We start from the raw sequence: 23,817 nt of genomic DNA on the forward strand, positions 1-23,817 counted from the left end.
GACTGCACGGTGAGGGGCTTGGGCATGGGTGAGGACGACGGAGCGGCCACCCCGGTGCCGCAGGCGTGGTGGGCGCTGCAGGCCGGCGACCTGCTCGACACGCTGGGCAGCACCGAGGCGGGCCTGGCCGCCGACGAGGCCGCGCGGCGGCTCGAGTCGGCCGGTCCCAACCGGCTCGCGCCGGCGCACCACGTCTCCTGGCCGGTCGCCCTCGCGAAGCAGTTCACCGAGCCGATCATCGTGATCCTGATCCTCGCCAGCCTGATCTCCATCGTGCTGCGCGACGTCACCGACGCGGTGATCATCCTGACCATCGTCGGCCTCAGCGGCCTCCTCGGCTTCTGGCAGGAGCACCGCGCCTCACTCACCGTCGCCCGGCTGCTCGCCCTGGTGCAGGTGCATGCCGACGTGCTCCGCGGTGGCGCCGAGGTCGAGGTCGCCCTCGAGGAGGTGGTGCCCGGCGACGTGGTGGTGCTGCACGCCGGCGACGTGGTGCCCGCCGACTGCCGACTGCTGAGCGCCGACGCCCTCCAGGTCGACGAGTCCGCCCTGACCGGGGAGACCTTCCCCCGGCACAAGCGCCCCGGGGCGACGCCCGCCGACGCCCCGCCGGCCGACCGGCACGGAGCACTGCTGCTCGGCTCCCACGTGGTCAGCGGCCGCGGCCTCGCGGTGGTGGTGGCCACCGGTGCGCGCACCGAGCTGGGCCGGCTGTCCCGGAGGCTCGAGCAGCAGCCCCCCGCCACCGGCTTCCAGCGGGGCATCCGGCAGTTCGGCCTGCTCCTCGCCCGGGTCACTGCCGGCCTGGCGCTGGTCATCCTGCTGCTCAACCTCGTGCTCGAGCGCCCGTTCGTCGACTCGCTGCTCTTCTCGCTCTCGCTCGCTGTCGGGCTGACCCCGCAGATGCTCCCCGCCATCATCGCCGTCAGCCTCTCCGCCGGTGCGAGGCGGATGGCGCGCGAGCAGGTCGTCGTACGCCGCCTCGACACCATCGAGGACTTCGGCGCGATGGACGTGCTCTGCACCGACAAGACGGGCACCCTCACCGTCGGGACGACCCGGCTGCACGCGGCCCTCGACGCCGAGGGCGCCCCCAGCAACCTCGTGCTGGCCCTGGCGTCGCTCAACGCCGGGCTGCAGACCGGCTTCGTCAACCCGATCGACGCGGCGATCGTGGAGGAGCACCGCCCCGAGCCGGGCCACCGGGCGGTGGCGGAGCTGCCCTACGACTTCGAGCGCAAGCGGCTGGGCGTTCTGGTCGACGGGCCGACCGGTCGGCAGCTGGTCTGCAAGGGCGCGTACGCCTCCGTGGCCGACGTCTGCACCGGCGTGGACCGCCCCGCGCTCGACGCCCGGTTCGCCGAGCTCAGCAGTCAGGGCTACCGGGTGCTGGGGCTGGCCCGGCGTCCGCTGCCGGGGGCCGAGGGCCTCCGCCCCGACGACGAGCGGGACCTGGAGTTCGTCGGCTTCCTGGCGTTCGCCGACCCGGCCAAGCCCGGTGCGGCCGCGGCCCTGAGAGACCTGCGCGAGGCCGGGATCAGCGTGCGGATGATCACCGGCGACAACCACCTCGCCGCCGCCCACATCGCGGGCCAGGTCGGGATGGACGCCGCCACGGTGCTCACCGGCGACGACATCGATGCGCTGGACGACGACCAGCTCGTCAGCCGGGTGCGCGACGTCGAGGTGTTCGCGGAGGTCGACCCGCTGCACAAGGAGCGGATCATCCGGGCGCTGCGCGACAGCGGGTCGGTCGTCGGCTACCTCGGCGACGGGATCAACGACGCGGCGGCGCTCCACCTCGCCGACGTCGGGATCTCGGTCGACACCGCCGTCGACGTGGCCAAGAGTGCCGCCTCGATCGTGCTGCTGGACAAGGACCTCGCGGTGCTGGGCCACGGCGTGCGCCTGGGCCGGCAGACCTTCGCCAACACCCTGAAGTACGTCTTCACCACCGTCAGCGCCAACTTCGGCAACGTCGCGAGCATGGTGATCGCCTCGGCGTTCCTGCCCTTCCTGCCCCTGCTGCCGCGCCAGATCCTGGTGCTCAACTTCCTCTCCGACATCCCGAGCACCACCCTCGCCGTCGACCACGTCGACCCCGAGCAGCTCGCGCGGCCTCAGCACTGGGACCTGCGCTTCGTGCGCGACTTCATGGTGGTCTTCGGGCTGCTGAGCACCCTGTTCGACCTGCTCACCTTCGCGGTCCTGCTGCAGGTCTTCGACGCCGACTCGACGCTCTTCCGCTCGGCGTGGTTCGTCGGGTCGACGCTGACCGAGCTGGCGGTGCTGATGGTGCTGCGCACCCGGCGCGCCGCGATCCGCAGCCGGCCGGCGACCCCGCTGCTCGTCTCCTCGCTCGTCGTGGGGCTGCTCACCCTGGCGCTCCCGTTCGTGCCCGGCGTCTCGGAGGTGCTCGGCCTGGAACCCCTGCCCGTCGCCGTCGTCGGCGCGCTCGTGCTGATCACCCTCGGCTACGTCGTGGCTGCGGAGGAGCTGAAGCGCCACTTCTTCCGCGCGGCCGACCGGCCCCGGCCCGTCGCCCCCCGCGGACAGCGCCTGCGGCTGATGGGCATCGTACGCGAGCACGGCGGGACCCGGGTCGGCGGGCAGTGACCCGTACGGCGGCGCGCGGCTGGGCGGAGGGCGATGCCGGGCGGCGGCCACGTACATCGTGGCGGACTTGGCGGGGCAGTCTGACACGTGGAGGGGGTTGCAACCCCCTCCACGTGTCGGAGTCCCCGCTCGAGCGGGGACTCCGACAAAGACCAGACGCAGGCCCGACAGGACCCGAGGCGGTCAGCCCTGGCGGTCGGCCCACCACGCGCGGAGGGCCGCCTCGGCGGCCTCGCGGGACATCGGGCCCTCGTCCATCCGGAGCTCGAGGAGGTGGCGGTAGGCCTCGCCGACCTCGCGGCCCGGACCGATCCCGAGGATCTCCATGATCTGGTTGCCGTCGAGGTCGGGCCGGATCGAGGCCAGCTCCTCCTCCTCCGAGAGCCGCGCGATCCGCTCCTCGAGCGAGTCGTACGTGCGACGCAGCCGGTCGGCCTTGCGCTGGTTGCGGGTGGTGCAGTCGGCGCGGGTCAGGATGTGCAGCCGCTCGAGCTGGTCGCCGGCGTCGCGGACGTAGCGCCGCACGGCGCTGTCGGTCCACTCGCCCGAGCCGTAGCCGTGGAAGCGCAGGTGCAGCTCGACGAGTCGCGAGACGGCGTCGATGTCGTGGTTGGAGAAGCGCAGCGCCTGCATCCGCTTGCGGGTCAGCTTGGCGCCCACGACGTCGTGGTGGTGGAAGGTCACGACGCCGCCGGGCTCGAAGCGGCGGGTGCGCGGCTTGCCGACGTCGTGCATCAGCGCCGCGAAGCGGGACACGAAGTCGGGGCCGCCGCCGAGGCGGTCCTCGAGCTCGATCGACTGCTCCAGCACGGTGAGGGTGTGCTCGTAGACGTCCTTGTGGCGGTGGTGCTCGTCGCGCTCGAGGGCCAGCGCCGGCAGCTCGGGCAGGACGTAGGACGCCAGGCCGGTGTCGACGAGCAGCGTCAGGCCCAGGCGGGGGTGGGGGGCGCACACCAGCTTGACCAGCTCGTCGCGCACCCGCTCGGCGGAGATGATCTCGATCCGCCCCGCCATCGCGGTCATCGCCTCGACGACGTCGGGGGCGACCGAGAAGCCGAGCTGGGCGGAGAACCGCGCCGCCCGCATCATCCGCAGCGGGTCGTCGGAGAAGGAGTCCTCGGGCGCGCCAGGCGTGCGGAGCACGCGCTCGGCGAGGTCGACGATGCCGCCGAACGGGTCGACGAACTCGCGGCTCGGCACCCGCACCGCCATCGAGTTGACGGTGAAGTCGCGCCGCCCGAGGTCGCCCTCGAGGGAGTCGCCGAAGTCGACGTCGGGCTTGCGGGAGGACGCGTCGTAGCTCTCGGATCGGTAGGTCGTGATCTCGACCTGCCACGGTCCCTTGCGGCAGCCGATCGTGCCGAAGTCGCGGCCCATGTCCCACACCGCGTCGGCCCAGCCCGACACGAGCCGCTCCGTCACGTCGGGGTGGGCGGAGGTCGTGAAGTCGAGGTCGTTCTGGAGCCGACCGATCATCGCGTCGCGGACGGGCCCGCCGACCAGCGCCAGCTCCTCGCCGGCCTCGGCGAACAGGGTGCCGAGCTCGTCGATGACCGACCCGATCCGGTCCAGCTCGTCGCCGACCCGTCGCTGGATCTCGACGATCGTGAGGGGCTGCAGTGCGACGTCGGACACGACAGGCCAGTCTACGTGCCGGTCCGGTGGGGCCGAACAACTAGCATCGGGGCGTGCCCCGCCCGTCGTCGTTCCGTGCTGCCCTGGCGGGCCTCCTGACCGTCGGCATCGCCGGCGCCGGGCTCGCAGCGCCCGCCCCGGCGGCCCCCGCGGCCGAGTCGGACCCCCTCGTCGTGCACATCGACACCATCAGTCCCGTGCTGCCCCGCCGCGGTGACGTGGAGATCACCGGCACCGTCACCAACGTCAGCGACGACACCTTCACCTGGGTCAACCTCCACGCGTTCTCCTCCGAGTCCCCGATCCTCGACGCGAGCGCCCTCGCCGCCTCGGCCACCATCGACCCGACCGAGTACGTCGGCGAGCGGGTGACGGTGCCGGGCACGTTCGACACCATCGAGGAGCTCCCGCCCGGAGCCACCGCCGAGTTCAGCGACTCCGTCCCCGTCGAGCTCCTGGCCACCTCCGGCCAGCCCGGCGTCTACTGGATCGGCATCCACGCCCTCGGCGACGGAGCGGAGCCGCGCGACATCGTCGCCGACGGCCGCGCCCGTACGTTCATCCCCCGCGTGCCCGCCGGCGACGGGGTGCAGGAGGCGTCGGTGATCCTGCCGATCCGCAGCCGCGTCTGGTTCGCCGAGGACGGGTCCATCGCCGGCACCGAGCGGTGGGCCCGCCGCCTCGCCGAGGGCGGCAGCCTCGACGGTGCGCTCGACATGGCCGAGTCCGCCGGCACCACGCCCTACAGCTGGCTGGTCGACCCCGCTGTGCTGCTCGCCCTCGACCGCCTCGCCAAGGGCAACCCCCCGCGAGCGCTCGCGCCCGACACCACCGTGCCCGGCCAGGAGCCGCCGCCGGCCGAGCCGTCCGAGGGCGAGGAGTCCCCCGACCCCGCGGGCGAGGCGCTGAGCCCCACCGCCTCGGCGCCCACCGACGACCCGACCGCGGAGGAGGCCGCGCTGGCCGCCGCCGCCTCCGCGTGGCTCGAGCGCTTCCGCGCCCTGGCGGCCGCGACCCCGGTCCTGGCCCTGCCCTACGGCGACATCGACGTCTCGGCGGCGGTCCGCCACGACCGCACCCGCCTCGACCAGGCCGTGGCGCGGGCGGCCGCCGTCATGGCGGCGTACGAGATCGACTTCCGACCCACGGTGGCGCCCGACAACGACGTGCTCAGCCCCGAGGCCCTCGCCGCCGTCGCCGAGGGCACGGTGGTGCTGCTGGGCGACAACGCCTTCGAGATCCCGCCGACCAGCCCGACCTCGGTCGTGCGGCTCCTGGGCCACGAGGTGGTCGTCACCAGCACCGGCGCCGAGTCGGGTGGCCCCGGCCCCACCGCTGCGAGCGACCCCCTCGCGCTGCGCCAGCGCCTGCTCAGCGAGGCCGCCCTCCGCCTGGACTCCGCCAACACCGCGCCCCTGGTCGTCACCCTGCCGACGGTGTGGCGGGGCGAGGACGCGGCGGCGTTCTTCTCCGACCTCGAGCAGCCCTGGCTCGAGATGGTGTCGGTCGACGCCATCGCGAGCCGCCCCGCCAAGGGGGTCCCGGCCGCGAGCCTGACCTACACCGAGTCGGACGAGGCCGCCGAGATCGGCGGCTCCGTCTTCGCCGCCGTCTCTCGTGCTACCGCGGCCGCCACCCTGCTCGAGCAGGTGGTCATCCCGGTGACGACCATCGAGGCAGCGGTGCTCGACGAGGTGCTCGTGTCGCTCTCGCAGCAGCACAGCGACCAGCAGGCGATGGCGCGCACCGCGGCCGAGCGGATCGAGGAGTCCCTGCGGGCCGACCTCGGCATGATCGACATCGAGGCACCGCCCGCGGTGACCCTCTCCAGCGACTCGGGCCAGCTCGGCGTCACCCTGGTCAACGGCCTCGACCAGCCGGTCGAGGTGCGGGTGCAGGTGCGCACCGACGGCGCGCTGACGCTCAGCGGGGGCGGCGTACGACGCCTCGGTCCCCGGGCGCGCAGCGTGGTGCGGTTCGAGGCGACCACCAGCCGCGCCGGCGTGCACAAGGTCAGGCTCGCGGTCACCAGCCTCGACGGCGTGCCGCTCGGCGCCTCCGCCGAGCTGCCCATCCGCGCAGCACGGGTGAGCGCGCTCATCTGGATCGTGATGGCCCTCGGCGCGCTCGTGCTGTTCGGGATGGTCGGCTACCGGCTCCCCCGCCAGATCCGGGCGCGACGCGCGCAGCTCGCGGCCGACCAGGCCGCCGAGCGCGAGCAGGCCGAGCGCGAGGACCAGACCGACGAGCAGACCAGCGACCAGACCGGCGACGAGACCGGCGACGAGACCGGCGACGAGGGGGACGAGCGCGCGCCGCAGTCCCCGGTCGGGGAGCGTTCGTGAGCGACCAGCGGGTCCTGGCCAACTCGGCCGTGATGGCGGCGGGCACGATCTTCTCCCGCGCGTCGGGCTTCATCCGGAGCGCGCTGCTCGTCGCCGCCCTCGGCGCGGGGCTGCGCGGCGACCTGTTCACCATCGCCAACACGCTGCCCAACATGGTCTACATCCTGCTGGCGGGCGGCATCTTCAACGCCGTGCTCGTGCCGCAGCTGGTCCGGCGGATCACCGACGACCCCGACGGCGGCGACGCCTACGCCAGCCGGGTGATCACGCTCTCGGCGCTGTTCCTGGGCACCGTCACGGTGCTGCTGGTCGTGCTCGCCCCACAGCTGCTGAGCATCTACCTCGACAGCCGCCTGCTCGACGCCGACCGGGTGGCGCACCTGGAGTCGATCGTCGACCTGACGCGTTGGTGCCTGCCGCAGGTCTTCTTCTACGGCATGTACGTCCTGGTGGGCCAGGTGCTCAACGCCCGTGGGCGCTTCGGCCCGATGATGTGGGCGCCCATCGCCAACAACCTCCTCTCCGTGGTGATGCTGCTCGTCTACCTGGTGATCTGGGGATCGGTCGGCGACGGCCCCGAGCAGTACGCGCCGCTCGGCACCGACCAGGAGGTGCTGCTCGGCCTCGGCTCGACGCTCGGCATCGTGGCCCAGTTCGTGGTGCTGGTGCCCTACCTCCGGGCCTCGGGCTTCACCTACCGCCCGCGGTTCGACTTCCGCGACCCCGAGCTGCGCCACACGCTGTCGCTCGGCATCTGGACGGTGCTGTTCGTCGTCGTGACCCAGGCGGCCTACCTCGTCGTGGTCAGGCTCGCCTCCGGCGGCACGGCCGAGGGTGGCGACGGCACCGGCTACACCGTCTACAGCAGCAGCCTGCTCATCATGATGGTGCCGCACTCGGTCATCACCGTGTCGCTCGCCACCGCGATCCTGCCCCGGCTCTCCGTCTTCGCCCACGACGGCGAGCTGCGCGAGCTCGGCAGCACCGTGGGCTCGACGCTGCGCACCGCGCTCGCGCTGGTGCTCCCCTTCGCGGTCATCCTGCCGGTCGTCGCGGGTGACGTGGCCGGCTTCGCCTTCGGCTGGGGCGGCGGCGCCGACACCGCCGCGAGCTTCGCCCCGACCCTGGCGCTCTTCGGGCCGGCGCTGGTGTTCTTCACCGTCCACTACTTCATGCTGCGCGGCTTCTACGCCATGGAGATGACGCGGCTCGTCTTCTTCATCCAGGTCGCCGTGTCGGCCACCAACGTCCTGGTCGCCACCCTGCTGGTGCCCTCGCGCCCGGCCGAGGAGACGGCGCCGATGCTCGTCGTGGCCTACCTGTCGTCGTACGTCGTGGGCGCGGTGGTGAGCTTCACCCTGCTCCGCCGCACGGTGGGCGGCCTCGAGACGCCCCAGCTGCTCCGCTTCCTCGCGCGGATGGCCGTCGTGCTCGTCGCCGCGGGCGCCGCGGCGTGGCTGGTCGGGTTCGCGCTGGCCGACCTCGGTGAGCGTCCCGGGCCCCTCGTCGGGCTGGTCCGGGGTGCGTCCAGCGCGCTGGCCGGCTTCGTGGTCGTGCTCGTCGGCGCCCGGTTGTTGCGCATCCGCGAGGTCACGACCGTGGTGGACACCGTCGCGGCGCGCCTCCGACGGGGGTGAGACTGCCTAGAGTGGACCAGCAACCAGACGTGTGAGGAGAGGTGGGGGTGAGCGGTGGCTGCGTCGATGCAGGCCGGTGACGTCCTCGCCGGGCGCTACCGCCTCGACGACCTCCTCGCCGAGGCGGGCGCCGGCCGGTTCTGGCGGGCCCACGACCTGGTGCTCCACCGCCCGGTCGCCGTCCACATCCTCGGCCGCGACGACGACCGGGCCCAGCCGCTCCTCGACGCGGCCCGGCGCACCGGCCCGGTCATCGACCGGCGACTGCTGCGGGTGCTCGACGCCGAGGAGGCCGACGGCCGCTGCTTCGTGGTCAACGAGTGGGGCCAGGGCGACTCCCTCGACATCCTGCTCACCCGTGAGGGGCCGATCCCACCCCGCCGGGCCGCCTGGCTCGTCGCCGAGGTGGCCGACAGCCTCGTCGGGGCGCACGAGGCGGGGCTCGCCCACGGCTGCCTGACCCCCGAGCACGTGCTGGTCGACCAGCACGGCCAGGTGCGCATCATCGGCTTCGGGGTCGAGGCCGCCCTGCGCGGCCTCCCGCCCGGACGGGCCCACGTCGACGACGTCGACCTGGTGGGCCTGCTCTACTGCGCGCTCACCGGCAAGTGGGCCGGGGTGTCGCCCTCCACCCTGCCCCCCGCACCCGAGGTGCACGGACAGGTGCTGCGCCCGCGCCGGGTCCGCGCCGGCATCCCGCGGATGCTCGACGCGCTCTGCGACCAGGTCCTCAACCCCCACCGCGAGGACGCCACGCCACCCTCGGCCCGCACCGTGCGCGACCTGCTCCTCGAGCACGTCGGGGAGACGACCGGCACGCACGTCCCGGCCCACCCCCTCCACCCCGTACGTCCCATCGCCACCTCGTCGCTGCCTCCCGTCTCCACCACGCCGCCGGCGGTGGCGACCGCGCCCGATCCCGCCCCGGCTGCCAGCCCGGATCTCGCCCCCGATCTCGCCCCCGATGCCGGCGCCCGCGCCGCCACCGACGTCGAGGACGGCACCCGCACCGAGATGGAGCTGGTGGTCCCGTCCGCCTCGGAGGTCGACGCCGCGGTCGACCCCGCGACCGAGCCGGACGCCGGCCCCTCGGCCACCGACCACGCGCTCGCGCCCGCGGTCGACCCCACACCCGACCCCACACCCGACCCCACACCCGACCCCACACCCGACCCCACACCCGACCCCGCGCCGGCCGCCACACCAGACCCCGCGCCCTCGGTGACCGACCTGCCGACGGAGGCGGGGATGCCGGTGTTCCACGACGACGTCGACGAGGTCGACTGGCTGCGCGCCCGGGCCGAGCGGCCCGCGCCGCCACCGCCGCTCGCCGAGCCGGAGCCCAAGCCGCTCTTCGCCCCCGACCCGCCCGACGGCCAGCCCGTACGCCGGCCGCGCCCCGGCAGCCGCGCCCTCACCGACTCGTCGTACTGGCCGTGGGACTCGGGCACCGACGCGGGCACCGGCGCCGGCCGTGACCCCTCCAGCGACTCCGGCGTGCGCGCGCTCGGGCGCGACACCGGGTCGTGGGCGTCCGGGTCCTGGTCCGACGACCACTGGGACACCGGCGACTTCGACGACACCGGCGACCAGGTGCCCGGGCGCAGGTGGATCCGGCTCGCGCTGATCATGGGCATCTGCCTGCTCGTGGGCGTGGCCGCCGTCGCGGCCTACCAGCTCGGGCTCAAGCCACCGACGCCCGGCTCCGACGACGAGCCGAGCGCCACGGCCAGTCCCAGCGCCGCCGAGCCGACGCCCTTCGCCGACCTGACCGCCGACGACTTCGACCCGCAGGGCGCAGCGCCACAGGAGGAGAACCCCGACTCGGTGCCCAACGTCCTCGACGGTGACCCGGCCACCTCGTGGTCCACCTCGACCTACGAGCAGAACTTCGGCCCGGCCGGCCTCAAGACCGGGGTCGGCCTCGTGGTCGACCTCGGCGGCACCAAGGCGGTGCGACGGGTGGTCGTCTCCACGACCGGTGGGCAGACCTCCCTCGCGGCCTACGTCACCTCCGAGCCGCCCACCGGAGTCTCCGAGCTCACGCCGGTGGGCACCACGTCCGGCACCGGCGAGCTGGTGATCGACCTCGACGAGGCGGTGTCCGGGCGTTACGTCACGGTCTGGCTCACCCTGCTGCCCCAGGTCGACGACGGGTTCCGCGGCACGATCACCGAGGTGCAGGTGCTCGGGTGAGCGACGAGCGCTCCGACCAGGCACTGCTCCAGGCCCACGTCGCCGGCGACGCCGACGCCTTCGGCGAGCTGTTCGCCCGGCACCGCAACCGACTCTGGGCGGTCGCCCTCCGCACGATGGGCAACCCCGAGGACGCCGCCGACGGCCTCCAGGACGGCATGATCGCCGCGTTCCGCCGAGCCGGCTCCTACCGGGGCGAGGCCGCCGTCACGACGTGGCTGCACCGGGTGGTGGTCAATGCGTGCCTCGACCGGATCCGGTCGGCGCGGATCCGGCGGCTCGAGGCGCTGCCGGACGACGTCGAGGACCGCGGCACCGTGGTGGCCACCGCCGCGCGCGACGTCCAGCCCGACGAGGTCGCCGTCGACTCCGAGCGCCGCCGGCGCGTGCTCGACGCGCTCGCGAGCCTGCCGGCCGAGCAGCGCGCGGCGCTCGTGCTGGTCGACATGGAGGGCTACCCCGTCGCCGAGGTCGCCCAGATGCTCGGGTGCGCGGAGGGCACGGTGAAGTCCCGCTGCTCGCGCGGGCGCACCAAGCTGGCCGGGATGCTCGCCGACCTCCACCATCCCGCCGGTGACCCGCCCCACGGGAACCCGCCACCCGAGGGTCCCGTCCAACCACGGGTGCGGCCGCGGGGACCGCCCGCGCCCTGACCCCCTCCCTGACCCCGATCCCCCACCGGATCGCAGATCCCTGACCGTGACCACGCCGCGCCGCCCGAGGAGGTGAGCACCGATGACCGATCACTCCGGGCCCTCCGGGCTCCCGCCCGAGCAGGAGGCCGTACGCCGCCTCCTCGCCGACGCGCGCCACGACGCTCCGACGCCCCCGGACGTCGTCGCGCGCCTCGACGACGCCCTCGCCTCCCTCGTCGCCGAGCGCGGCACCGGCGCGGAGACGGAGGCCTCGCCCGGACGGATCGTCGACATCGGCTCGCGCCGGCGGCGCCGCGCCGGGATCGGGCTGCTGGCCGCGGCGTCGGTCGTGGTCGCCGGCGTCGCCATCGGCCAGGCCCTGCCCCGCAGCGGCTCCGACGACGCGACCGCCGGGTCCCCGTCCGAGAGCTCGATCGCCGAGTCGCCCGCCCCGAGGAGCGACGCGAGCGGCGACGACCGCGCCGGTGACAGCGCCAGGGACAGCGCCGGCGCCGCACAGGCCCCCGAGTCGCTGAAGAGCACCGCCGCGACGCCGTTCGCGGGTCGTCCCACCCTCTCCTCGGCCGACGCCCGCCTCGACGACGAGCTGCTGGCGCTGCGCGGTCAGGCCACCGCCCGCCACCGAGCGCTCGGCTCGGCCGGGGCGCTCAGCGGCTGCGACCTGCCGGACCTGGGCCGAGGTCGACGGCTGGCGGCCGAGGTCGACGGCCAGCCCGGTGTGGTGGTCTTCCGCAAGCCCGACGGCACGGCCCAGCAGGCCGAGGTCTACGTGTGCGGGGTCAGCGAGCCGGTGCGCACCCTCACACTGCCCGCGCCCTGAGTGCCCTCCCGCTGCGGAACAACACTCCCCTACGATCCGTTGAGGATGGCGTACCGCCCATCCCGACCAGTCGATCCTGCAGGAGTCACTGACCACTCATGAGCACCAGCACCGAGACGCGCAACGTCATCATCATCGGCTCGGGCCCCTCGGGCTACACGGCCGCCGTCTACGCGGCCCGCGCCTCGCTCAACCCGCTCGTCCTCGAGGGCTCGGTCACCGCCGGCGGCGCACTGATGAACACCACCGAGGTGGAGAACTTCCCCGGCTTCCGTGACGGCATCATGGGCCCGGCGCTGATGGACGAGATGCGTGCCCAGGCCGAGCGCTTCGGCGCCGAGCTGGTCTCCGACGACGTCGTCGAGGTCGACCTCACCGGCGACGTGAAGGTCGTGAAGACCGCCACCGAGACCTACACCGCACGCGCGGTGATCCTCGCCACCGGCTCGGGCTACCGCAAGCTCGGCCTGCCCAACGAGGAGGAGCTCTCCGGGCGCGGGGTGTCGTGGTGTGCGACCTGCGACGGCTTCTTCTTCCGCGAGCAGCACATCGCGGTGGTCGGTGGTGGCGACTCGGCCATCGAGGAGGCCACCTTCCTCACCCGCTTCGGCTCCAAGGTCTCGCTGATCGTGCGCCGCGACGAGCTGCGCGCGTCCAAGATCATGCAGGAGCGGGCGTTCGCCGACCCCAAGCTCGAGATCGAGTGGAACTCCGTCGTCGAGAGCATCAACGGCAGCGACCGTCTCGAGTCGATCACGCTGAAGGACACCGTCACCGGCGAGACCCGCGAGATGCCGGCCACCGGCCTGTTCATCGCGATCGGCCACGACCCGCGCTCGGAGCTGCTCACCGGCCAGGTCGACCTCGACGGCGACGGCTACGTGCTGGTCCGGCACCCCTCCACGGCCACCAACCTGCCCGGCGTGTTCGCCGCCGGCGACCTGGTCGACCACCACTACCGGCAGGCCATCACCGCCGCCGGCACCGGTTGCTCGGCCGCGCTCGACGCGGAGCGCTACCTCGCGGAGCTCGACCACACCGGGGCGACGGCCCGCCAGGCGCAGGACGACGTCGCGATCGACGCGCTCACCGACCGGGTGCAGACCGCGGGCCTCTGAGGAGCGCGGTCGGGAACATCCGCTCCCGACCGCGTGTTCAGATGAGCACTGACTTCCGTCGCAGCAACAGCACCGAGAGAGAGGCACACCCGTGGGCAACATCGCCGCCGTGACCGACGCCGAGTTCGAGGCGCAGGTCCTCAAGTCCGACAAGCCGGTCCTCGTGGACTTCTGGGCCGAGTGGTGCGGCCCGTGCCGCCAGGTCGCCCCGATCCTCGACGAGCTGAACGCCGAGCACGGCGACAAGCTCACCTTCCTCAAGATGAACGTCGACGAGAACCCCGTCACGCCGTCGTCCTACCGGGTCACCGGCATCCCGACCATCAACGTCTACCAGGGCGGCGAGGTCGTGAAGTCCATCGTGGGGGCCAAGCCCAAGGCTGCGCTCCTCAAGGAGCTCGACGGCATCATCTGAGCCGCATCTCAGTCGCGCGAGGCGACCCGCACCGATCCGATCGGGCGGGTCGCCTTCTGTGTGGGGCGCACCGCCCCCCACACCTTCTCGAGCGCGAGCTCGACCTCGTCCTTCCAGCTCAGCGTCGTGCGCAGGTCCATGCGCAGGCGAGGCGTGGTCGGGTGCGCGCGCTGGACGGTGAATCCCACCCGCCCCCAGAAGTCGGCCGGCAGCACGCAGCCCACGGTGTGTCCCCGGGTGTCGCCGTAGGCCTCGATGGCGGTGTGGCCGCGCTCGACCAGGTCGGCGGCCATCGACTGGACCAGGAGACGCCCCAGGCCGCTGCCGCGCAGCGACGGCTCGACCCAGGCGGTGGCCGCGACGATGGCGTCGGGCGAGCCGGGTGCGGTCGGCAGCGCCGCGGCCCCGGGCAGCCGGGTCGCCGGGGCGTACACGATGTGCCCGACCGTGCGCCCGTCGACGCGCACCACGCGCCCGCACGGGCCCCACTCGCGCAGCACCGACGCGAGCCAGCGCTCCTTCTCGGCGACCCGGTCGGCCTCGTCGAGGCGCGAGCGCTCGACCGGCGTGAGCTCCCAGAACACGCACGACCGCACCGGGTCGGCCAGCTCGCGGAGGTGGTCGACCGTCAGGTGCACGGTCTTGCGGGACACATCTCCGATGCTAGTCCGCGATCGCGCCTGAGAGGATGAGGCGTGCGCCCGATCCGACAGAGCAAGAAGCTGCAAGGTGTCCGCTACGACGTGCGCGGGCCGATCCTCGTGGAGGCACAGCGGCTCGAGGCCGAGGGCCACCGGATCCTCAAGCTCAACATCGGCAACACCGCCCCCTTCGGCTTCGAGGCGCCCGAGCAGATCCTCGCCGACATGATCCACCACCTGCCCCAGTCGCAGGGCTACGCCGACAGCCAGGGCATCTGGTCGGCGCGCACCGCGGTCATGCACTACTACCAGTCACGTGGCCTGCGCGACGTGGGCGTCGAGGACATCTTCATCGGCAACGGCGTCTCCGAGCTCATCTCGATGGTGCTCCAGGCGTTCGTCGACGACGGCAACGAGATCCTGGTGCCCGCACCCGACTATCCCCTCTGGACCGGGGCGGTGACGCTCGCCGGCGGCATCCCGGTGCACTACCGGTGCGACGAGACCGACGACTGGAACCCCGACCTCGCCGACGTCGAGGCCAAGATCACCGAGAACACCCACGCCATCGTCATCATCAACCCCAACAACCCCACGGGCGCCGTCTACAGCGCGGAGACCGTCAAGGCGCTCGTCGACATCGCGCGGCGCCACCAGCTCGTCGTGATGGCCGACGAGATCTACGAGAAGATCCTGTTCGAGGACGCCGTGCACCACCACGCGGCGACCTACGGCGGCAACGACGTGCTGTGCCTGACGTTCTCGGGGCTGTCCAAGGCCTACCGGGTGTGCGGCTACCGCGCCGGCTGGGTGATGGTCTCGGGGCCCAAGGAGATCGCGACCGACTTCCTGGAGGGCCTCACCCTCATCGCCAACATGCGGATGTGCGCCAACGTGCCTGCCCAGCACGCCATCCAGACCGCCCTGGGCGGCTACCAGTCCATCGAGGAGCTCATCGGCCCCGGAGGGCGCTTCTACGAGCAGTCCATGCTCGCCCACCGGCTCCTCAACGAGATCCCCGGCGTCAGCAACGTCAAGCCGCGCGGGGCGCTCTACTGCTTCCCACGGCTCGACCCGGAGGTCTACGAGGTCGAGGACGACCAGGAGCTCGTGCTCGACCTGCTGCGGGCCAAGAAGATCCTCGTCACGCACGGCACCGGGTTCAACTGGCCCGAGACCGACCACTTCCGGCTGGTGACGCTGCCGGAGGCGGCGGTGCTGGAGGAGGCCATCGGCCGCATCGCCGACTTCCTCGCCACGCGACGCTGATCACGATGGCTCGCGGCGCCGCCCGCGGGACCCCTAGGCTCCTCGCCATGCGCGATGTGACCTACCCCCCGATCATCGTCACCGCCAAGACGGCCTTCCGCCTGCTCGGTCAGGACTTCAGGCTCACCGGCACCGAGCAGGTGCCCCGCGAGGGCGGCGTGCTGCTCGCCTTCAACCACGTGAGCTACCTCGACTTCATCTACGGCGGGCTCGCGGCCCACCCGTCGGGCCGGCTGGTCCGGTTCATGGCCAAGCGCGAGATCTTCGACCACCGGATCGGCGGACCGGTGATGCGCTCGATGCACCACGTCCGGGTCGACCGGGGTGAGGGGCTCGACAGCTTCCACGAGGCCGTCGACCTGCTCCAGCGCGGCGAGGCGGTCGGGATCTTCCCCGAGGCCACGATCTCGCGTGCGATGGAGCTCAAGGAGTTCAAGACCGGCGCCGTCCGCATCGCCGCCGCGGCGGGCGTCCCCCTCGTGCCCGTCATCCTCTGGGGCACCCAGCGGATGATGACCAAGGACCACCCGCGTGACTTCTCCCGCGGTCGGACCATCTCGATCACCGTGGGCGAGCCGATGCTGCCGACCGGCGACGACCCCGTGGGCGACACCGCGCGGCTCCACGACCGGATGTCGCAGCTGCTGCGCGAGACGATCACCGCCCACCCGGCCGCCGAGCAGCCGCCCGGCTCGTGGTGGCTCCCCGCCTCCATGGGCGGCGGCGCGCCCACGCTCGAGGAGGCCGCGCGACTCGACGCCGAGGAGAGGCGCGACCGGGCACGTCGCCGCGCCGAAAAGCGGGCTAAGCGCTAGAGCGACCTGTCGTCATGTCGCTTGGTCGACACGGCGACATGTTGCTTTGTCGACATTGCCCGCTGCGGATTCCCCGGTCAGGCGGGGAAACCCGGACTTCTGGGGGCTTGCATGCCCCGAGATGTCCGCAACTCGCGCGCGAACTCCACGGGCGGCAGGCCGACCGGCGGCATGGGCCCCGCCGACGCCGGGGCCGTCAGATCGGGCGGTCGTCCCGGTTGCGCGGGTCCATGATGTCGACGATCCGGCGCAGGTCGTCGAGGCTGGCGAACTCGACGGTGATCTTGCCCTTGGCCTTGCCGAGGTCGACCTTGACCCGCGTCTCGAGCCGGTCGGACAGCCGGTCGGCGAGCTCGCCGAGGCCGGGGGCGACGGGCCTGTTGCGCCGGACGCGGGGCGCCTCCTCCTCGACACCGACCGACACGATCTCCTCGAGGCCGCGCACCGAGATGCCCTCAGCGGTGACCCGGGCGGCGAGCTTGTCCTGGAGCGCGGCGTCGTCGACCGACAGCAGCGCCCGCGCGTGCCCGGCGGAGAGCACACCGGCGGCGACGCGTCGCTGGACGGCCGGCGAGAGCTTGAGCAGCCGGAGCGTGTTGGAGATCTGGGGGCGGGAGCGGCCGATGCGCTGGGCGAGCTCCTCGTGGGTGCAGCCGAAGTCCTCGAGCAGCTGGCCGTAGGCTGCGGCCTCCTCGAGCGGGTTGAGCTGCGAGCGGTGGAGGTTCTCCAGCAGCGCGTCGCGCAGCATGTCCTCGTCGTCGGTCTCGCGCACGATCGCGGGGATCGTGTCGCGCCCGGCCTGCTGCGAGGCCCGCCAGCGGCGCTCGCCCATGATGAGCTCGTAGGTGTCCTCGCCCGTGCGGCGCACGACGACCGGCTGCAGCAGGCCGACCTCGCGGATGGAGTGCACCAGCTCGGCGAGCGCCTCCTCCTCGAAGACCTGGCGCGGCTGGCGGGCGTTGGGGCGCACCTGCGCGATGGGCAGCTCGGCGAAGTAGGCGCCGGCCACGCTGCCCGCCGGTGCGTCCGCGCCCGCGGCGAGGTCCACGCCCGCAGTGGCGTCCGGCCCGGGGTCCTCGTACGACGATGCCGGTGTGCTGGCGCCGGGCGGACGAGGAGCGGGCTGGCTCGGCGTCGTCGGGATCAGCGACCCCAGGCCGCGGCCCAGTCCGCGGCGCGGTGCGTTGGCGCTCATGCCTGGCCCTCGATCATGTAGCTGCTCCCTTGGTCGCGATCTCCCGGGCGGCCTCCAGGTAGGAGAGTGCTCCCGCCGACGCCGGATCGTAGGTCATCACGGTCTGCCCGTAGGACGGCGCCTCCGAGACGCGCACCGAGCGCGGGACCGCGGTCTTGAGCACCTGGTCGCCGAAGTGCCCGCGGACCTCCTCGGCCACGCCCGCCGCCAGCCGGGTGCGGGCGTCGTACATCGTGAGCAGGATCGTGGAGATGGTCAGGCGGGGGTTGAGGTGCTGGCGCACCATCTCCACCGTCTCCAGGAGCATGCCCAGGCCCTCGAGCGCGTAGTACTCCGCCTGGATCGGGATGAACATCTCGCGCCCCGCGACGAGCGCGTTGAGCGTGAGTAGCCCGAGGGACGGCGGGCAGTCGATGAGCACGTAGTCGAACCGCTCGTCGCCGGCCTCGCCCGCGCTGCCCACCAGCGGGTGGGCGGCGATGGCGCGGTCGAGTCGCTGCTCGCGCGCCACCACGCTGACGAGCTCGATCTCGGCCCCGGCCAGGTCGATCGTGGCCGGCACGACCCACAGGCCGGGCAGGTCGGCGCACTCGGTCATCACGTCGGCCAACGGGGCACCCTCGACCAGCATGTCGTACGTCGACGGGACACCGCGGTGGTGGTCGATGCCGAGCGCCGTCGACGCGTTGCCCTGCGGGTCCAGGTCGATCACCAGCACCCTCTGGCCGAGCTGGGCCAGGCCAGCCGCGACGTTGACCGTCGAGGTCGTCTTGCCGACGCCGCCCTTCTGGTTGGCCACGACCATCACGCGGGTCGCCTCCGGACGCGGGACGCCCTGCCGGCGCAGTCCGCCCGTCCGCGCGAGCACGGAGTGTTGCGCCGCTTGGGCCAGCGGGGTGGCGTGGTCCGCGAAGTCGGTGTCCTGTCCGGCGAGCTCGCCGGCGGTCCGCACCTGCCATGTCGGGCTGGTTTCACGTGAAACGTCCTCGGACGAGGTCGACGCACCGGTTGGTCCAGCGGCTGTCGTTTCACGTGAAACATCGTTCTCGGCCGGGGCCAACGACCCGGGCCGGTCGTCCCCATTCTGTGGATGACTGACACCGAACTGTGGATAATCCCGCTCAGGCGCGGCCTCCCCACCGGTGGAAAACGGGTACGGCCGATCCCCGACGCGCCAGTCGGAGGCGTCGTCGGGGGCGCCTCCGGGGGCGTCTTCGGTGCCGGGGTTCACATCGTCGTCGGGGCCGTGGCTCAACTCAGCTCACCTCTCGCTTGGTTGCTCGTCGGTCCCCGCGCACGGGCCGCTTGCTGTGGGGGGAGGACCGGCGCCCGCGGGCAAGGGGCCAACCTATCCGGCCGGGATCGGCCCACGGCACCCGGAGCACGGTGGTCGGCGGATCCACCAGCCCGACGCCGACCTCGAACACCTCGGGCTCGCCGCAGCGCCACTGACGTAGCACCGCACGCGAGGCCTCGACCTCGTCGCGGACCGACCGGCCCTTCATCGCCACGAGCGCCCCGGTGGGGGCCACCAGCGGCATCGACCACCCGAGCAGGCGGTCGAGCGGCGCCACCGCGCGGGACGTCACGACGTCGTACGTCCCAGCGCCGTGCAGGTCCTCGGCCCGGCCGCGAACCACACGTACGTGGCCCAGCGCGAGCTCGGCGACGACCTCGTCGAGGAACGTCGTGCGTCGCAGCAGCGGCTCCACCAGCGTCATCTCGAGGTCGGGTCTCGCGATGGCGAGCACCAATCCCGGGAGGCCGGCACCGGTGCCGATGTCGCACACGGACGACCCGTCGGGGACGGCCTCGCCCAGGACGGCGGAGTTGAGCAGGTGGCGCTCCCAGAGGCGGGGCGCCTCGCGTGGGCCGATCAGACCTCGCACCACGCCCTCGGTCGCCAGGAGCTCGGCGTAGCGCTCCGCGAGCGGAAGCCGGTCGGACGCGAACACCCTCCGCGCCTCGGAAGGCACGGAGGGTGTTTCACGTGAAACGTCGTCACTCACGCGGGGAGGATCACCACGTGCCGCTTGGGCTCCGCGCCCTCGGACTCCGAGGTCAGGCCGGCTGCGGCGACCGCGTCGTGGACGACCTTGCGCTCGAACGCACTCATCGGCTCCAGCGACACCGGCTGGCCCGACTCCTTGACCTCGGCGATGGACGTCTCGGCCAGCGCGACCAGGCGCTCACGCTGCTGCGCGCGATGTCCGTCGATGTCGAGCATCAGGCGCGAGCGCTCACCCGTCTCGCGGTAGACCGCGAGGCGGGTCAGCTCCTGGAGCGCCTCCAGGACCTCCCCGTTGCGACCCACGAGCTGGCTCAGGTCGGCGCCGCCGATCTGCACGCTTGCCCGGTCGCCCTCGACGTCCATGTCCAGGTCGCCGTCGAAGTCGGCGATGTCGAGGAGCTCCTCGAGGTAGTCCGCTGCGATGTCGCCCTCGTGCTCGAGGCGCTCGACCTTCGACGGGCGAGACGTCCCCTCGGCGCCGGCGGCGTCGTCGCTGGTCGCTGCGGCGTCGCCGTCAGTGGTGGCCTCGGTGGCTTCGGTGGTCTCGGTCTCGCCGTCGGTCAGCTGCTCACTCACGTGTGTCTCCTGCTCTCGATCACGGAGGACGGCGTCCGCAGGGTCGCCGTCCCGGGAAGTCTGGATCAGCGCTTCTTCTTCTGGGTGCGCTGGGCCTTGGTCTGGCGCTGCGGCTGCTGGCGCGTCTGCGACTTCTCCGCGCGTCGTGCCTCCGCCTCCGCCGCGAGTCGCTCCTCCTCGAGCTGGGCGGGCGTCTTCTGGCCCTTGCGCGCCGCCTTCGCACGGTCGCGCTGCTCCTTGGCCTCGGCCGCGGGCGTGCCCGGCGCGGGGTTGTTGCGGATGACGTAGAACTGCTGGCCCATGGTCCACAGGTTGGAGGTCGTCCAGTAGAAGAGGACGCCGACCGGGAACGCGATGCCACCCACGGCGAAGACGAGGGGGAGCACGTAGAGCAGCATCTTCTGCTGCTGGGCGTAGGGGCCGGAGAGCGCGTCGGCCGGCATGTTCTTGCTCATCAGCTGGCGCTGGGTGAGGAACGTCGTCGCCGTCATGGCGAGCACGAGGACCGCGGCGAGCACCCGCACGCCGATGTCGTCGGTGTTGAGGAAGGTGTCGGAGATCTTGGCGCCGAGGAAGATCGCGTCGCCGAACTGCGTGTTGAGCTGCTCGGTCATCAGCCCGCGCTCGTGCGAGGGGTCCTTGGCGGCCTGGTCGATCAGGCGGAACAGCGCCAGGAAGATCGGCATCTGCAGCAGGATCGGCAGGCAGGACGCGAACGGGTTCGTCCCCGAGTCCTTGTAGAGCTTCATCGTCTCCTGCGCGAGACGCTCACGGTCGTGGCCGTACTTCTTCTGCAGCTCGCGCACCTTGGGCTGGATGAGCTGCATGTTGCGGCTGGACTTGATCTGCTTGACGAAGAGCGGGATCAGCGCCATCCGGATGACCAGCGTCAGCCCGATGATCGAGAACACCCATGCCACACCCGACGTCTCGCCGAACAGGGAGCCGAACAGCTTGTGGAAGCCGACCAGCACCGCGGAGATGACGTAGTAGAGCGGGGCCATGATCGCGCCGCCGATGGCACCGAAGAAGTCGAGCACTCATGCTCCTCGAGTTGCAGGGGACTCCGCGGCCGAGCCGGCGCGGGAGGGAACAGGGTCGTAGCCGCCGGCCGCCCAGGGGTGGCAGCGGACCAGACGACGGGCGGCCAGCCAGGTGCCGCGCAGCGCGCCGTGCACGGTGACGGCCTCCAGCGCGTAGGCCGAGCAGCTCGGGTGGTAGCGGCAGACCTGGCCGTAGAGCGGGCTGATCGCGAAGCGCCAGGCGCGGATGAACCCGATGAGGAGGTGCTTCATGGGGTGCTCACCCTGCTCAGCGTACGGGCCAGATCGGCGCCGAGGGCGGCGTACGACGCATCGGCCGCGGCCGGGAGCGCCCGGACCACGAGCGCAGCACGACCCGGGAGCTCCTCCAGTGCAGGAAGGTGCTCCCGGGTCAGGTGCCGGAGTCGTCTCTTCACACGGTTGCGCGTGGCGGCGTTGCCCACGGACTTGCCGACCGTGAACCCCACCTGCACCGGCGCTCGCGCTGCGTCGGGATCCACCCAGAGGTGGACGACGAGCGTCGAGGAGCCGGAGCGCCGCCCCTGGCGCACCGTGCGACGGAAGTCGTCAGCGGTGGTTAGGCGGTGGGCAGCGGAGAGCACGGCGGGCGCCGTGAGCCCCGGCCTCAGACGGCCAGGCTCTTGCGGCCCTTGCGGCGCCGGCTGGACAGGATGGCGCGACCGGCACGGGTCCGCATGCGCAGGCGGAAGCCGTGCACCTTGTGACGGCGACGGTTGTTCGGCTGGTACGTACGCTTGCTCACGGCTATTTCTCCGAAGGTTTCGAGGGATGTCCACTCCACACGGCGTCGGTGCAGGCATTCGGCCGGCACCGCGCACCCACGCAGCCGCCAGGCGGCGGATCGTGGACATGCGGCACCCGTCGACAGGGAGCGACCGGCCAACGGTACGCGGAGGGGAAACGGGGGGTCAAACCCGCGAGCCCCCTGCTGGACACAGCCTGTGGATGACGTCTTGCTCCACGGCTCGCCCGGTTGTTACGTTCCCTGTCTCCGCGGTCTCGTCCGACCACGGTCCCCCCAGGGTCCACGAGGTCGTGCGACCCGGGCCACGAAGGCCGACGACAGCCCCGTGACCTGCGAAAACGGTGGAGGGTCCGGCCGACGACGGGGGTACGGGGAGCCGGTCGCCCGGGTCGGGACCGGCAGTTCACAGCTTGTGGACAACTCTGTGGAAGCCTCATCGTCGAATCGGTGGCGCGTCCGTGCGAGGCGGGAAATCGAGCAGCAACACGCGCATGACGACATGGTGGAAGCGAAGGCGGTCCGGGTGGACGACCAGCAGGTAGATCTCGGGACAGCGTGGCAGCAGATCGTCGAGGACCTCCAGCCCAACCAGCGCGCCTGGCTGAGGCCGAGCGTGCCGATGACGCTCCACGAGAACACCGCGATCATCGCGGTGCCCAACGACTTCACCCGCAACCAGCTCGAGGGCCGGCTGCGCAACCACATCGAGGACGCGCTCTCCGAGAGCTTCGGCCGCGAGATCCGGATGCTCGTCACGGTCAACCCCGCCCTCGAGGCCGAGGCGACCTCGCAGATCGACGAATCGACAGATCGATCTGACGCTTTGTCGACAAACCGGCAGGCGGCCTACGAGCCGCCGGCGCCGAGCGCGCCGGAGTCCTACGAGCCGATGGGCGGCATGGCCGCCGAGCGCCGGCCGTCCGCGCTGGAGACCCGGCTCAACCCCAAGTACACGTTCGAGACGTTCGTCATCGGCTCGTCCAACCGCTTTCCCCACGCGGCCGCCGTCGCTGTCGCCGAGGCGCCCGGCAAGGCGTACAACCCGCTCCTGGTCTACGGCGAGTCGGGCCTGGGCAAGACCCACCTGCTGCATGCCATCGGCCACTACGTCCGCAGCCTCTACAGCAACGCGAAGGTGCGCTACGTCTCCAGCGAGGAGTTCACCAACGAGTTCATCAACGCGATCCGCGACGACCGCCAGGACCGGTTCAAGCGGCGCTACCGCGACGTCGACGTGCTGCTCATCGACGACATCCAGTTCCTCGAGGGCAAGACGCAGACGCAGGAGGAGTTCTTCCACACGTTCAACACCCTCCACAACGCCAACAAGCAGATCGTGCTGACCTCCGACCGCGCGCCCAAGCGACTCGAGGCGCTCGAGGACCGGCTGCGCAACCGCTTCGAGTGGGGCCTGATCACCGACGTGCAGCCGCCCGACCTCGAGACCCGCATCGCGATCCTGCGCAAGAAGGCCGCGATGGACCGGCTCACCGCGCCGCCCGACGTGCTGGAGTTCATCGCCTCCAAGATCCAGACCAACATCCGCGAGCTCGAGGGCGCACTGATCCGGGTGACGGCGTTCGCCAACCTCAACCGCCAGGAGGTCGACATGACCCTGGCCGAGATCGTCCTCAAGGACCTGATCCCCGAGGGCGGCGAGCCGGAGATCACCCACGCGCTGATCATCGCCCAGACCGCGGCCTACTTCGGGGTCAGCCTCGAGGACCTCACCGGGCCCTCGCGCGGCCGGCACCTGGTGATGGCCCGCCAGATCGGCATGTACCTGTGCCGCGAGCTCACCTCGATGTCGCTGCCGCAGATCGGTCGCGAGTTCGGTGGGCGCGACCACACCACGGTGATGTACGCCGATCGCAAGATCCGCCAGCTCCTCGCCGAGCGCCGCGCCGTGTTCAACCAGGTCAGCGAGCTCACCAACCGGATCAAGATGCAGGCCCGCCAGGGCTGACCGGCCCGACACCGTCGCACCTGCGCGGAAGGTCCCTCACGTGTGGAGAACTTGTGGTTCGGTCCGCCGCGTCGTCCCCAGCCCCTGTGGACTCCCC

At 72.3% G+C, this 23,817-nt stretch carries 21 protein-coding genes; 11 read left to right on the forward strand and 10 right to left on the reverse strand.

Annotated elements, in window-relative coordinates:
* Nucleotides 1-24: 24 nt before the first annotated feature.
* Entirely contained in the window at nt 25-2,616 is a 2,592-nt protein-coding gene (mgtA, locus tag AC4H2S_RS03215; RefSeq protein ID WP_491495516.1) for a magnesium-translocating P-type ATPase, read from the forward strand.
* A 183-nt stretch (nt 2,617-2,799) separates the two neighbouring features.
* Here mgtA and AC4H2S_RS03220 read toward each other — a convergent pair whose 3' ends face one another.
* Nucleotides 2,800-4,251, reverse strand: coding sequence for a CCA tRNA nucleotidyltransferase (locus AC4H2S_RS03220; RefSeq protein ID WP_491495517.1), 1,452 nt, complete (start codon nt 4,249-4,251; stop codon nt 2,800-2,802).
* A gap of 53 nt (nt 4,252-4,304) precedes the next feature.
* Between AC4H2S_RS03220 and AC4H2S_RS03225 the strand changes: the two genes are divergently transcribed.
* The 7 genes from AC4H2S_RS03225 (at nt 4,305) to trxA (ending at nt 13,438) form a co-directional block, all read left to right on the forward strand.
* Nucleotides 4,305-6,596: a DUF6049 family protein gene (locus AC4H2S_RS03225; RefSeq protein WP_491495518.1), complete on the forward strand. Its 2,292-nt coding sequence runs from the start codon at nt 4,305-4,307 to the stop codon at nt 6,594-6,596.
* Nucleotides 6,593-8,233 carry a murein biosynthesis integral membrane protein MurJ gene (murJ, locus tag AC4H2S_RS03230; protein WP_491495519.1) on the forward strand — a complete coding sequence of 547 codons (1,641 nt, stop codon included), beginning with the start codon at nt 6,593-6,595 and terminating at the stop codon, nt 8,231-8,233. Before AC4H2S_RS03225 ends, murJ begins: the two co-directional genes overlap by 4 nt.
* 54 nt (nt 8,234-8,287) lie before the next feature.
* Nucleotides 8,288-10,429 (forward strand): protein kinase family protein, encoded by a 2,142-nt coding sequence (locus tag AC4H2S_RS03235; protein ID WP_491495520.1) that lies wholly within the window; start codon nt 8,288-8,290, stop codon nt 10,427-10,429.
* On the forward strand, nt 10,426-11,082 hold the full coding sequence (gene sigM / locus AC4H2S_RS03240) for an RNA polymerase sigma factor SigM (RefSeq protein WP_491495521.1): 657 nt from the start codon (nt 10,426-10,428) through the stop codon (nt 11,080-11,082). Before AC4H2S_RS03235 ends, sigM begins: the two co-directional genes overlap by 4 nt.
* Before the next feature lie 82 nt (nt 11,083-11,164).
* Nucleotides 11,165-11,905, forward strand: a complete 741-nt coding sequence (locus tag AC4H2S_RS03245; RefSeq protein WP_491495522.1) for a hypothetical protein — start codon at nt 11,165-11,167, stop codon at nt 11,903-11,905.
* Nucleotides 11,906-12,003: 98 nt separating this feature from the next.
* Entirely contained in the window at nt 12,004-13,023 is a 1,020-nt protein-coding gene (gene trxB, locus AC4H2S_RS03250; RefSeq protein WP_491495523.1) for a thioredoxin-disulfide reductase, read from the forward strand.
* Nucleotides 13,024-13,114: 91 nt separating this feature from the next.
* The gene (gene trxA, locus AC4H2S_RS03255) at nt 13,115-13,438 is read left to right on the forward strand and encodes a thioredoxin (RefSeq protein WP_277395305.1); all 324 of its coding nucleotides are present in this window, start codon (nt 13,115-13,117) and stop codon (nt 13,436-13,438) included.
* 8 nt (nt 13,439-13,446) lie between these two features.
* Here the strand turns inward: trxA and AC4H2S_RS03260 are convergent, their stop codons facing one another.
* A complete protein-coding gene (locus AC4H2S_RS03260; RefSeq protein ID WP_491495524.1) occupies nt 13,447-14,091 on the reverse strand; it encodes a GNAT family N-acetyltransferase in 645 nt (214 codons plus the stop codon).
* A 42-nt stretch (nt 14,092-14,133) separates the two neighbouring features.
* Between AC4H2S_RS03260 and AC4H2S_RS03265 the strand changes: the two genes are divergently transcribed.
* Complete coding sequence (locus AC4H2S_RS03265; protein WP_491495525.1) at nt 14,134-15,348, forward strand: pyridoxal phosphate-dependent aminotransferase; 1,215 nt, start codon at nt 14,134-14,136, stop codon at nt 15,346-15,348.
* 47 nt (nt 15,349-15,395) lie between these two features.
* Entirely contained in the window at nt 15,396-16,163 is a 768-nt protein-coding gene (locus tag AC4H2S_RS03270) for a lysophospholipid acyltransferase family protein (protein WP_491495526.1), read from the forward strand.
* A gap of 196 nt (nt 16,164-16,359) precedes the next feature.
* Here the strand turns inward: AC4H2S_RS03270 and AC4H2S_RS03275 are convergent, their stop codons facing one another.
* The 8 genes from AC4H2S_RS03275 to rpmH form a co-directional block, all read right to left on the reverse strand.
* The gene (locus AC4H2S_RS03275; RefSeq protein WP_491495527.1) at nt 16,360-17,358 is read right to left on the reverse strand and encodes a ParB/RepB/Spo0J family partition protein; all 999 of its coding nucleotides are present in this window, start codon (nt 17,356-17,358) and stop codon (nt 16,360-16,362) included.
* Nucleotides 17,359-17,371: 13 nt separating this feature from the next.
* A complete protein-coding gene (locus AC4H2S_RS03280) occupies nt 17,372-18,310 on the reverse strand; it encodes a ParA family protein (RefSeq protein ID WP_491495528.1) in 939 nt (312 codons plus the stop codon).
* A 304-nt stretch (nt 18,311-18,614) separates the two neighbouring features.
* The gene (gene rsmG, locus AC4H2S_RS03285; protein ID WP_491495529.1) at nt 18,615-19,313 is read right to left on the reverse strand and encodes a 16S rRNA (guanine(527)-N(7))-methyltransferase RsmG; all 699 of its coding nucleotides are present in this window, start codon (nt 19,311-19,313) and stop codon (nt 18,615-18,617) included.
* Between the two features lie 50 nt (nt 19,314-19,363).
* Complete coding sequence (locus AC4H2S_RS03290) at nt 19,364-19,945, reverse strand: Jag family protein (protein WP_491495530.1); 582 nt, start codon at nt 19,943-19,945, stop codon at nt 19,364-19,366.
* Between the two features lie 65 nt (nt 19,946-20,010).
* Nucleotides 20,011-20,985: a membrane protein insertase YidC gene (gene yidC / locus AC4H2S_RS03295; protein ID WP_491495531.1), complete on the reverse strand. Its 975-nt coding sequence runs from the start codon at nt 20,983-20,985 to the stop codon at nt 20,011-20,013.
* Entirely contained in the window at nt 20,986-21,240 is a 255-nt protein-coding gene (gene yidD, locus AC4H2S_RS03300) for a membrane protein insertion efficiency factor YidD (protein WP_491495532.1), read from the reverse strand.
* The gene (gene rnpA, locus AC4H2S_RS03305; protein ID WP_491495533.1) at nt 21,237-21,590 is read right to left on the reverse strand and encodes a ribonuclease P protein component; all 354 of its coding nucleotides are present in this window, start codon (nt 21,588-21,590) and stop codon (nt 21,237-21,239) included. Before rnpA ends, yidD begins: the two co-directional genes overlap by 4 nt.
* 23 nt (nt 21,591-21,613) lie before the next feature.
* The gene (gene rpmH, locus AC4H2S_RS03310) at nt 21,614-21,751 is read right to left on the reverse strand and encodes a 50S ribosomal protein L34 (protein WP_011758123.1); all 138 of its coding nucleotides are present in this window, start codon (nt 21,749-21,751) and stop codon (nt 21,614-21,616) included.
* Nucleotides 21,752-22,253: 502 nt separating this feature from the next.
* Between rpmH and dnaA the strand changes: the two genes are divergently transcribed.
* Nucleotides 22,254-23,720, forward strand: a complete 1,467-nt coding sequence (dnaA, locus tag AC4H2S_RS03315; protein ID WP_491495534.1) for a chromosomal replication initiator protein DnaA — start codon at nt 22,254-22,256, stop codon at nt 23,718-23,720.
* Nucleotides 23,721-23,817 lie beyond the last annotated feature (97 nt).

Source organism: Nocardioides sp. Z13_37 (genome assembly GCF_058355585.1).